Raw genomic sequence first — 11,484 nt, 5'->3', positions numbered from 1 at the left:
CCGGCAATCTGCTCGGGCGACCAGCCTTCTTTCAACTGAGTGATAACAGCCTTCCGAAGCTTAGGGAGACGGATCAACTTCCGCCGCCGCGCACGTCGAGCTTCTGCCTTCCGCTGTGCAATCACACAATAGTAGCCACTGAGATTTGGCATTTCGCCATCAATGTAAAAATTCCGCTTTATGTCGCGATAGACTGTTGAGCGGTGTCTCCCAAGCTCAGCGGCTATTTTGTTGATCGAGAATTTTGCTCTTAGCATGTCCTCGATGATGCGTCTTTCACGCAAATCCAGCTCTGTATGTGCCATGTCTGTTCTCCTTGCTTTTTCAGCAAGATACCGGAAGTGTCGCAACCCAGTTTAGAATGTGCCCCCGGCTACAAACATGATTCCTATAATCATGGTTATGTAACTAAAGTACGCTTCCCGAGTTCCACCAGCCACACCCGCTTGCCGCTCATCCACGCCGCCCTACGTCCCGAGGCAGCCGATAGCCGGAGGGGTCCGCTCCTTCGCCCCCATTTAGCCAAAGGAAATTGCCGTGGAAACGAATCTGACCATCAATGGCACGAAGCAGCGGCTGGATCTCGATCCCCGCACGACGCTGCTGGATGCGCTGCGCCACCATCTTGGACTGACCGGCAGCAAGAAAGGCTGCGATCACGGGCAATGCGGCGCCTGCACGGTCATGGTAAATGGCCGCCGAATCAACGCCTGCCTGACATTGGCCTGTATGCATGACGGCGATGAGGTGACCACTATCGAAGGCATCGGAGCGCCCGGCAATCTCAGCCCGCTGCAAGAAGCCTTTGTCAGCGAAGACGGGTTCCAATGCGGCTATTGCACGCCAGGGCAAATCTGCTCGGCCACCGCGATGCTGGAGGAGATCGCAGAGGGCTGGCCTAGCCATGTGACCGATGATCTGAGCGGCAAGCCTGCGCTGACGACGGAAGAAATCTCGGAACGGATGAGCGGCAACCTCTGCCGGTGTTCGGCCTATCCCAACATCGTCGAGGCGATCCGAAAAGCGGCGGGAGAAAGCGCATGAGACCATTCGACTATACCCGCGCCGAAAACACAGAGGCCGCCGCGCGGCAAGCAGCCAGCGGTGGCACCTTCATCGCCGGGGGCACCAACCTTCTCGATCTGATGAAGCTGGAGGTCATGACCCCCGAGGCGCTGATCGACATCAACCGGCTCGACCTTGGCGAGATCGAAGAGACCGAAGACGGCGGGCTGCGCATCGGGGCCTTGGTGACCAACAGCGATCTGGCCAATGACGCCCGTCTGCGCAAGGGCTGGCCCGTGCTGAGCCGTGCGCTGCTGGCCGGGGCCAGCGGACAGTTGCGCAACAAGGCGACAACGGGCGGCAATTTGCTGCAACGCACGCGCTGCCTGTATTTTTATGACCGCGCCATGCCCTGCAACAAACGCGCGCCGGGCACGGGCTGTTCGGCGAAGGAGGGGTTCAACCGCATCCTTGCCGTCTTGGGCACCTCGGAGCATTGCATCGCCACCCATCCCAGCGACATGGCCGTGGCCATGCGGGCGCTCGGGGCCGAGGTGGAGACGCTGAAGGAGGACGGTAGCACGCGCCGGCTGACGCTTGATGAGCTTTACCTGCTGCCCGGAGAGCGGCCAGATCAAGAGACCGTTCTAGAGCCGGGCGAATTGATCACCGCCGTGGTGCTGCCCGCGCCGGTGACGGGCGAACAGACCTACCGCAAGGTGCGGGACCGGGCTTCTTATGCCTTTGCCCTCGTCTCGGTCGCCGGGATCGTCGAGATGGAAGACGGGCGGATCACCCGTGCTGATCTGGCCTTTGGCGGGCTGGCGCCGAAACCGTGGCGCAATGCCGGGGTGGAGGATCTGCTGACCGGCAACGCGCCCTCGGAAGACCTTTTCAACAAAGCCGCCGATCTGCTGCTGGCCGAGGCCAAAGGCTATGGCGCGAATGATTTCAAAATTCCCCTCGCCCGCCGCATGCTGGTGTCGGTGCTGAACGAACTTACCGCGGAGGCCCAGCAATGACCGAGCAATTCAAGATGGACGCGCCTGCCACCGCCCGCAGGCTGGACGATATGGCGCAGGGGCTTGTCGGCGCGCCGCTGGACCGCCCCGAGGGGCCGCTGAAGGTGAGCGGCACGGCGACCTATGCCAATGAATGGCAGGTCGAGGGCATGGTGCATGGCGTCATGGTCCGCGCGCCGGGCAATAGCGGCCGTGTGGTCTTGGCTAACCGCGACGCGGTGGCGCAAATGCCGGGGGTATTGGCCGTGATCCAAGACCCGCGCCTGCTGCGCAATCCGGCCCAAGGCACCGCGAACCAAGCACCCATACAGGGGCCGGATCAGGCCGCCTATCTCGGCCAGTTGATCGCAGTGGTCGTCGCCGAAGAATTCGAACAGGCCCGCCATGCGGCGCAATCGCTGAAGGTGGAGCTGGAGAATGGCGAGGTCATGCCGGTCGATCCCGCCACCGCGGCGGTTGAGCCGCAGGAGGCGAAGACCTTGGATCAGGGCGATCTGGACGGCGCTATGGCTCAGGCTGCTTTCTCGGTCGATGTGACCTATACCACCCCGTCGCATTCCAGCACGCCGATGGAGCCCCATGCCTCCATCGCCTCATGGGATGGGGAAGACCTGACCCTGCGCGGCAGCTATCAGATGCTGAAATACAACCGCAATGAGCTGTCCGATGCCCTGGGCATCCACCCCGACCGGCTGCGCATCCTGTCGCCCTATGTCGGCGGCGGTTTCGGGTCGAAACTCGGCATCGCGCCCGAGGCCGTCGCGGCGGCGATTGCCGCGAAAGAGGTGGGCCGCCCGGTCTCTGTCGCGCTGCACCGCCAGCAGGTCTATGAGGCGACGATGCGCCGGTCCGAGACCACGCAGCGGGTGCGCCTTGCCGCCGATGCCGAAGGACGCCTGACCGGGCTGGGCCATGACGCGCGGGTGTCCAACCTGCCCGGAGAGAGCTTTGCCGAGCCGGTCTTGCAGGCGTCGCATTTTCTCTATGCCGGGGCGAACCGCAAGATGTCGATGGATTTGGCGCGGGTGCACCGCCTTTGTGCAGGCTCCGTCCGCGCCCCGGGCGAGGCGGTGGGCGTCACCGTTTTCGAAGGCGCGATGGATGAACTGGCCGATAAGATCGGCATGGACCCTGTCGAGCTTCGCCGCCGCAACATCCCCGAAAAAGACCCCGAAAGCGGCAAGGAGTTCTCCTCCCGCCGTTTCCGAGAGGCGCTCGACAGCGGGGCCGAGACATTCGGCTGGGCCGACCGCCCCGGCGTCAAGGAACGGCGCGAGGGGGAATGGCTGATCGGCTATGGCATGGCCTCTGCCGCGCGGGTGAACGTGTTGATGGAGAGCCAAGCCCGCGTGACGCTGATGCCCGATGGCCGCCTGCGGGTCGAAACGGATATGACCGATATCGGCACCGGCACCTATGCGATTTTGGGCCAAATCGCGGGCGATATGATGGGCCTGCCGCGCGATGCGGTCGATGTGGTCTTGGGCGATACCACCCTGCCCCCGGCATCTGGCTCGGGCGGGTCATGGGGCGCGTCGTCGAGCGGCACCTCGGTCTATCTGGCCTGCGAGGCGATCCGCAGACAGCTCGCCGCGCGGCTGGAGGTGGAAGAAGGCGATCTCATGCTCAAGGACGGCATGGCGACCTTTGACAACCAGACCCGCAGCCTGAGCGATATCCTGAACGGGGATGAGATTGCCAAAGTGGGTCACGTCCAGCCCGGCGATACTTCCGAGGCGGTGCGGCAGGCCACCTTCGGGGCCTATTTCGCCGAGGTCGCGGTGCATGCCGCCTCGGGCGAGACGCGGGTGCGGCGGATGCATGGCACCTTTGCCGCCGGTCGGATCCTGAACGCCAAGACGGCGCGGTCGCAATGTCTGGGGGGCATGACCTTTGGCATCGGCATCGCACTGACCGAGGAGCTGGCCTTTGACCCGCGCGACGGCCATGTGGCCAACCACAACCTTGCGGAATACCACATTCCGGTGAATGCGGATGTGCCGCAGTTGACCGTCGATCTGCTGGAAGAGCGGGACGATTGGGCCAACCCGCTACAGGCCAAAGGGATCGGCGAATTGGGCATCTGCGGCGCGGCGGCAGCGATCACCAATGCGATCTACAACGCCACCGGCGTCCGGGTGCGCGACTATCCCGCCACTTTGGACAAGGTGATTGCCGGGATGTGATAAGACGGGGGCGGCCTGATGGCCGCCCCTTTTTTGCCGGTCTTGCGCTTGATGCCTACTGCGCCAGCCGCTGTTCCCAAGCCGCCCGGAAGTCGGCATAGCGTTCCGCATAGGCTGCCGTGACCGCGGGGTTGGGCGCGATGCTTTTGCGTATCTTTGGGGGGCGGATCACCTCGGCCTCCGCCGCCCCGCCACAGCCCAGCATCGCCAGCCGCGCCGCACCGAGCGCTGCGCCCTGCGCACCGCTTTCGGGCACATCGAGGGTCAGCCCGGTGATGTCGGCGATCATCTGCAACCATGTCTCTGACTGGCTTCCGCCGCCCGCCACGCAGACCCGTTCGGGCAATGAACCACAGTGGTCGAGGGCGCGACAGCAGTCGGCAAAGGCGAAGCCGACCCCTTCCATCACCGCCTGCACCATATCCGACAACCCATGCCCGCGGCGCAGCCCGTGAAAGGCCCCGGCGGCATCGGGGGCGTTATGCGGCGTCCGCTCGCCCGAGAGGTAAGGCAGGAAGGTGATCGCGGAAGGCTGTTGCAGGTCCTGAACCATGCCCGCCAAGGCCGCGGGGCTTTGCCCCGTGATCTGGCCCAGCCATGCCAAAGCGTCGGTGGCCGATAGGATGACCCCCATCTGATGCCAGGTCTTCGGCACCGCGTGGCAGAAACTATGCACCGCGCTTGCGGTGTTGCTGGCGAAACGGTCGGTCACGGTGAATAGCACGCCAGAGGTGCCGAGCGACAGAAACCCCTGTCTCGGCTGCACCAGCCCTAGCCCCACGGCGGTGGCGGCATTGTCCCCCGCGCCGCCCGCGACAGTGACGTTGCCGACACCCCACTGAGCGGCAAGCTCGGCCCGAAGCCCGCCCGCCCGCGCGCTGCCTTCGACCAATCGTGGCATCTGATCGCGAGTAAGCTCCGTTGCGGCGAGCAGTTCATCCGACCAATCGCGCTTTTCCACATCGAGCCAGAGCGTCCCCGCCGCGTCGGACATTTCCGAGACATGCTCCCCCGTCAGCCAAAGACCGACATAGTCCTTGGGCAGCAGGACCTTGCGGACCTGCGCGAAAATCTCGGGCTCATGCTTTTGCACCCATCGCAGCTTGGGCGCGGTGAAGCCTGCCATGACGATATTGCCACCCAGCCCACGAAAATCGGCACGCTCTTCCAGTTCCGCACATTCGGCATGGGCGCGGCCATCGTTCCACAGGATCGCCGGGCGCAGGGGCTGGTCATTGGCATCCAACAGCGTGGCGCCATGCATCTGGCCCGAGACGGCAATGCCGCGCAGTGCCGCGAATGCCTCCGGGGCCGCAGCGCGGACCTCGGCGATGGCGCTCTCGCAGGCGGTGATCCATGAATGGGGGTCTTGCTCGCTCCACATCGGGTGCGGGCGCTGAACCTCCAATGGGGCATGACCCTCTGCCAAGGGCCGTTGGCCTTCGTCAATCAAAAGCGCTTTGACGCCAGAGGTGCCAAGGTCCAAGCCGAGATAGGTCATGCGGTACTCGTTACTTCACAAATGAAAGGGAGCCACCGGCAGGCTGCCGGTGGCCTTGGCCATTAGAACGGGCTGTCGGGATAGTAGAAATCCATCGCGTTCTCTTGCGTCACCAGCACCGAGCCGATCACGAAAGTGCCCGAGACCGGCGCGTTGGAGGTGAGGCCCACGGCGGTCAGCTCAATCGCGGTGGCGATCATCGACGGCGGGTAGGTCACATTGGCCGGGATCATCGCGTCGCCATCGGCGGTGCGCTTGATCATCTCTTTCATACCGGCCCCGCCGAGCACGAATTTCACATCGTCACGCCCCGCCGCTTCGATCGCGGCCAGCACGCCAATCGCCATATCGTCGTCAGACGCCCAAACCGCGTCGATATTGGGGTATTTCGACAGGAAATCCTGCATCACGGTGAAGCTGTCGTCGCGGTTCCAGTTGCCATGCTCCATGTCGATCACATTGATGCCGGAGCCTTCGATCACCGCGTTGAAGCCCTCGACACGCTCATTGTCGATGGTGGTGGGGATGCCGCGCAGCACGACGATCTCGCCGCCATCGGGCATTTGCTGGGCCATGAACTCACCCGACACCTTGCCAAAGCCGCTGTTGTCGCCCGCAACGTAAAGGTCTTGGATGCCTTCCACGGAAAGGCCACGGTCCACCACAGTGACCCATGCACCGCTGTCGGCCACGGCTTGCACCGGCGGGGTCAGCGGGTCGGATTCAAAGGGCAGCACCACCAGCGCGTCGATGTTGCGCGTGGCGACCATGTCTTCGATGTCGTTCACCTGTTTGCCGGGGTCCGACGCGGTGGCGAGGACGAAGTCGAGATCGGAATAGACCTCTTCCAGACGTTCGACGGTTTCCTTGGCGTGGAAGTTCATGCCCCCCGCCCAACCGTGGGTCGCCGCCGGGATCGACACGCCGATGACTTTGGTGTCTTTGGCAAAGGCGGCGGTGCCAACAGCCGTGGCCAGCGCGGTGGCAATGAATGTTTTGCTAAATGTCATATTTGCTCCTCCCATGAAGCGTTCAACTACGGCTTAAAGCGCCGTCTTCCTTTCGCGCTGTAGGATCACAGCGAGAATGATGATAATCCCTTGGATCGCGCCGTTGAGATAGGGCGATACGAAATCGGTGAGGTTCAGGATATTGCCGATCAGGCTGAGGATCAGCACGCCAATGACGGTGCCCCAGACCCGACCGAAACCACCCTTGAGCACAGTGCCGCCAATGATCACGGCGGCAATCGCCTCCAACTCCCACAGCACCCCGGTAGAGGCCGAGGCCGAGCCGAGGCGCGGCACATACATGATCGTCGCGATGCCCACCAAGATGCCCAAGGCGGCATAGGAGATCAGACGGGTGCGATTGACGTTCACGTTGGAATAATGCGCCACATGTTCGTTCGATCCGGTGGCGGCGCAGTGACGGCCATAGACGCTGCGCGACATGATGATCTCACCAATGATGACCACCAGCGCGAAGACGATGATCGGCCAGCTGATCCCGAGGATGCCGTCGAAATAGACGGGCCGGTAAAAGCTGCGCAGACCGAAATCGAGCGACAGGGTGCCGCCATCCGCCAGCCAAGTCACCAGCGAGCGGTAAATGCCCATGGAGCCGAGCGTGACGATGAAGGCTTCGATGCCGAGGGCGGTGATCAAAAAGCCGTTCAACAGCCCCGCCAGCAGCCCCGCGACGATGGCCGTGAACATGCCCAAGAGGATGATCGGCACGCCGACACCAAGGCTCGGCAAAGCGGCGTTCATCACCAAGATCATCAACCCCGCGATAAAGGCCGCCATCGATCCCACCGACAGGTCAAGCCCGCCCGCGGTGATGACAAAGGTCATGCCCACCGCGATGATCCCGATAAAGGCCGAGCGGGCGAGGACGTTGGTGATATTCGCCGCACTCAGGAAGTTGGAATTCAGCGCCGTGCCGATCAGCAGCAGAACGATCAGCGCGATGATCGGCCCGAGGACAGACATCGACGGCATCCGGAAGCTTTTGGTTTGAGGTGTGGTTACATCTGTCATCTTCGGTTTCCTTAGGCCGTCATCGGCATTTGTTCGGCGCTCAGCCCCATAGAGAGGCGGACAATCGCGTCTTCCGTGATCTCGCCCGCGTTCAGCGTGCCGCTGACCTCGCCCAAACGCATGACCATCACGCGGTCAGCAAGACCGATGAGTTCGGGCATCTCAGAGGTGATCACGATAATGGCGTGGCCCTGATCGGCCAATTTGCGCAGGAAGGCATAGATTTGCTGCTTGGTGCCGATGTCGATGCCCCGGGTGGGTTCATCGACGATCAGGATGCGCGGCTCAGAGAGCATGATCTTGGCCAGCAGCAGTTTCTGCTGGTTGCCGCCCGACATATTGCCGACGCGCACATCACGGCTGCCCGCGCGAATGTCGAACTCGCCGATGGCCTCTGTCAGGGCGGTTTCCTCTGCGTTGCGATCAATCAGGAAGCCGCCGAATTTATGCAGGTTTTGCAGGGTCAGGTTCTCACGCATGCCGCGTTCCAGCAGCAGACCGCGCAGCTTGCGGTCTTCGGTCAGATAGCACAGCCCGGCCTGTTGCGCGTCGCTTGGCCGCTTGAACTGTACCGACTCCCCAAAGAGGGTGACGCGCTCGGCACTTGCCGGGCGCAGCGCGGCCAGGCCTTCCATCACCTCGGTCCGGCCAGAGCCGATCAGCCCGCCCAGCCCGAGGATCTCCCCCTGTCGCAGCGAAAAGGACACATTGCTGGCAAAGCCCGGCACGCTGAGGTTTTCGACCGAAAGCACCTCTGGCGCGCCCCCCTCCACACCGGGTTTGGCGGGGTAGAGGTCAGAGACATCGCGGCCCACCATGGCGGTGGCCATTTCGTCTTCGGTCATCTCAGAGGTCGGGCCGGATTGCACCACCGCGCCATCGCGCATGATGGTGACATGGTCCGAGATCTCGGCCACTTCGTCCAATTTATGCGAGGTGAACAAGACCGCCGTCCCCGCCGCGCGCAGGGCCGCGACCTGTTTGAACAGCACATCGGTCTCGCGTTTGGTCAACACCGCCGTCGGCTCGTCCATGATCAGCACCCGGGCATCGCGCGACAGGGCCTTGGCGATCTCGACCATCTGTTTGTCGGAATTCGACAGGCGCGAGACCAGCGCATCCGGAGAGACGTTGCAGGCTACCCGATCAAGATAGTCCCGCGTGCGCCGCCGCATCTCGGCCTTGTCGAGCAGCGGCCCGCGTTTCAACTCGCGGCCCAGAAAGATGTTTTGCTCAACGGTCAACTGCTCCGCCAAGTTGAACTCTTGGTGGATCATGACGATCCCGGCCATCTCGCCCTCGTGCAGACTGTCGAAACGGGCGGTCGCACCGTCAAGTTCGACAGCACCTTTCGAGGGCAGTTGATAGCCCGCCATGATCTTCATCGTCGTCGATTTGCCTGCCCCGTTCTCACCGATCAGCGCATGAACGGTCCCCGGCTCTAGCGCGAGGGTCACGCCGTGCAGCACTTCGATCGAGCCGAAGCTCTTGCTCACGTCGCGCAGGGCAAGAACGGGGCTGGCACTCATAGCTTGGTCCACGCCGCATCATTGGCCGAGGAGGTGACGCAGGCGTTGATGAAACGCATCCCCGCCATGCCCGCCGTGATGTCCGGCAGCACGCCCATGGCGCTTTCGCGGCTCGCCCCGCCCTGCACCGCGCGGATCGCATCGGCGGCCTCGTTATAGATCGTGGCAAACCCTTCGAGGTAGCCCTCGGGGTGGCCACCGGGAATGCGGCTTACCGATTGCGACGCCTCAGACGCCCCTGCCCCGTTGCGGGTGATCAGGCGCTTCGGCTCTCCCAAAGGCGTGAACCACAGGTAATTGGGGTCCTCTTGCGACCATTCCAAACCGCCCTTGTCGCCATAGATACGCAGTTTCAGCGCGTTCTCATTGCCCGGAGCCACTTGGCTTGACCACAGCATGCCGCGCGCGCCACCGGCGAAGCGCAGCATCATATGGGCGTTGTCATCCAGCTTGCGCCCCGCGCCCCAGCTTTGCAGATCGGCGGCAAGGCTTTCGACCTCCAGACCGCTGACAAAACAGGCAAGGTTATGGGCATGGGTGCCGATATCGCCCACAGAGCCGCCCGCGCCCGACCGCGCAGGATCGGTGCGCCATTCGGCCTGTTTGACGCCTTCGTTCTCCATCGGCGCGGTCAGCCAGTCCTGCGGATACTCCGCCTGAACGATGCGGATCTCGCCCAGATCGCCTGCCGCCACCATGGCCCGCGCTTGGCGGATCATCGGATAGCCGGTGTAATTATGGGTGAGGATGAAAAGCGCCTCGGCCTCCGCGACGCTGGCCGCCAACGCCTCCGCATCCTTGAGCGTGGAGGTCAGGGGCTTGTCGCAGATCACATGGATGCCCTTGGCCAGAAAGGCCTTTGCCGCAGCGGCATGAACGTGGTTGGGCGTGACAATCGAAACAGCCTCGATCCCGTCTTCGCGGGCGGCTTCGGCCTCGGCCATCTCTTCGAAACTGCCGTAGGAGCGGGGGATGCCCAAAGCCTCCGCACTGGCGGCGGATTTCTCGGGCGTCGAAGACAGCGCGCCTGCGGCCAGATCAAAGCGGTCGTCGATGCGCGAGGCGATGCGGTGCACCCCGCCGATAAAGGCGTCATTGCCGCCGCCCACCATGCCAAGTCGAATACGTGCCATCAGTCGATCCCCAGCATTTTGCGGTTTGCGGCCTCATCGGTGCCGCCATCGGCGAAGTCGTCAAAGGCTTTGTCGGTCACGCGAATGATGTGATCTGAGACGAATTGCGCCCCCTCACGCGCGCCGTCTTCGGGATGTTTGAGGCAGCATTCCCATTCCACCACGGCCCAGCCATCGAAATCATTCGCCGCCATTTTGGAAAAGACAGCGCCGAAATCAACCTGCCCATCACCCAGCGACCGGAACCGCCCGGCGCGGTCCGTCCAGCTTTGATAGCCCGAATAAACCCCCTGACGGCCCGTCGGATTGAACTCGGCATCCTTGACGTGGAACATCTTGATCCGGTCTTTGTAGATGTCGATGTTATCAATGTAATCAAGACATTGCAGGACGTAGTGGCTGGGGTCATAGAGCATGTTGGCGCGCGCGTGATTGCCCGTACGCTCCAAAAACATCTCATAGGTGATGCCGTCATGCAGGTCTTCGCCGGGGTGGATCTCATAGCAGACATCGACACCGCAATCCTCGGCGTGGTTCAGGATCGGCAGCCAACGCGCGGCGAGTTCGTCAAAGGCCGTCTCAATCAGCCCCGCCGGGCGCTGCGGCCAAGGGTAGACGTAGGGCCAAGCCAAAGCGCCCGAGAAGGTCGCATGCGCCCCGATCCCCATGTTCTTGGAGGCCGAAAGCGCGAGTTTGACCTGCTCGACCGCCCATTCCTGCCGCGCCTTGGGATTGCCGCGCACTTCTTCGACGGCGAAGCCGTCAAAGGCGGTGTCATAGGCCGGATGCACGGCGACCAATTGGCCCTGAAGGTGGGTCGAAAGCTCGGTCACCTCCACGCCGTTTTCGACCGCCTTGCCCTTGAACTCATCGCAGTAATCCTTGCTCGACGCGGCCTTGGCCAAGTCGATCAGCCGCGCGTCCCAACTGGGCACCTGCACGCCTTTGTAGCCACAATCGGCGGCCCATTTGGTGATGCTGTCCCAAGAGTTGAAGGGCGCGTCATCGCCCGCGAATTGCGCCAGAAACAGCGCCGGTCCCTTGATCGTCTTCATGATGTTCCTCC

Annotated in this window: 10 protein-coding genes; 3 read left to right on the top strand and 7 right to left on the bottom strand. The window is 62.9% G+C overall.

Features of this window, described 5'->3' with window-relative positions; all coding sequences use genetic code 11:
- Nucleotides 1-305, bottom strand: a 305-nt coding sequence (locus ACGYLQ_RS09705; protein WP_394442554.1) for a helix-turn-helix domain-containing protein, incomplete at its 3' end; no start/stop codon positions are given.
- Nucleotides 306-537: 232 nt separating this feature from the next.
- Here ACGYLQ_RS09705 and ACGYLQ_RS09700 point away from each other — a divergent pair.
- From ACGYLQ_RS09700 to ACGYLQ_RS09690, 3 genes are read left to right on the top strand one after another with little or no spacing between them, the layout of a single operon-like run.
- On the top strand, nt 538-1,044 hold the full coding sequence (locus tag ACGYLQ_RS09700; protein ID WP_082852032.1) for a 2Fe-2S iron-sulfur cluster-binding protein: 507 nt from the start codon (nt 538-540) through the stop codon (nt 1,042-1,044).
- The gene (locus tag ACGYLQ_RS09695) at nt 1,041-2,027 is read left to right on the top strand and encodes an FAD binding domain-containing protein (protein ID WP_394442551.1); all 987 of its coding nucleotides are present in this window, start codon (nt 1,041-1,043) and stop codon (nt 2,025-2,027) included. Before ACGYLQ_RS09700 ends, ACGYLQ_RS09695 begins: the two co-directional genes overlap by 4 nt.
- Entirely contained in the window at nt 2,024-4,213 is a 2,190-nt protein-coding gene (locus ACGYLQ_RS09690; protein WP_394442548.1) for a molybdopterin cofactor-binding domain-containing protein, read from the top strand. Before ACGYLQ_RS09695 ends, ACGYLQ_RS09690 begins: the two co-directional genes overlap by 4 nt.
- Before the next feature lie 55 nt (nt 4,214-4,268).
- Here ACGYLQ_RS09690 and xylB read toward each other — a convergent pair whose 3' ends face one another.
- The 6 genes from xylB to ACGYLQ_RS09660 form a co-directional block, all read right to left on the bottom strand.
- On the bottom strand, nt 4,269-5,714 hold the full coding sequence (gene xylB / locus ACGYLQ_RS09685; protein WP_394442545.1) for a xylulokinase: 1,446 nt from the start codon (nt 5,712-5,714) through the stop codon (nt 4,269-4,271).
- Between the two features lie 62 nt (nt 5,715-5,776).
- On the bottom strand, nt 5,777-6,724 hold the full coding sequence (locus tag ACGYLQ_RS09680; protein WP_394442542.1) for an ABC transporter substrate-binding protein: 948 nt from the start codon (nt 6,722-6,724) through the stop codon (nt 5,777-5,779).
- 33 nt (nt 6,725-6,757) lie between these two features.
- A complete protein-coding gene (locus tag ACGYLQ_RS09675; protein WP_067263827.1) occupies nt 6,758-7,756 on the bottom strand; it encodes an ABC transporter permease in 999 nt (332 codons plus the stop codon).
- Between the two features lie 11 nt (nt 7,757-7,767).
- The gene (locus tag ACGYLQ_RS09670; protein WP_394442539.1) at nt 7,768-9,285 is read right to left on the bottom strand and encodes a sugar ABC transporter ATP-binding protein; all 1,518 of its coding nucleotides are present in this window, start codon (nt 9,283-9,285) and stop codon (nt 7,768-7,770) included.
- On the bottom strand, nt 9,282-10,418 hold the full coding sequence (locus ACGYLQ_RS09665; protein ID WP_394442536.1) for a Gfo/Idh/MocA family protein: 1,137 nt from the start codon (nt 10,416-10,418) through the stop codon (nt 9,282-9,284). Before ACGYLQ_RS09665 ends, ACGYLQ_RS09670 begins: the two co-directional genes overlap by 4 nt.
- On the bottom strand, nt 10,418-11,473 hold the full coding sequence (locus ACGYLQ_RS09660) for a sugar phosphate isomerase/epimerase (RefSeq protein WP_322329830.1): 1,056 nt from the start codon (nt 11,471-11,473) through the stop codon (nt 10,418-10,420). The genes ACGYLQ_RS09665 and ACGYLQ_RS09660 overlap by 1 nt, the downstream gene beginning before the upstream one ends.
- Between the last annotated feature and the right edge of the window lie 11 nt (nt 11,474-11,484).

Source organism: Sulfitobacter sp. 1A12779 (assembly GCF_043557315.1).
Lineage (GTDB): Bacteria > Pseudomonadota > Alphaproteobacteria > Rhodobacterales > Rhodobacteraceae > Sulfitobacter > Sulfitobacter faviae.
The sequence above is the reverse complement of the archived record's forward strand: the minus strand, read 5'-3'. Positions and strand labels throughout refer to the sequence as shown.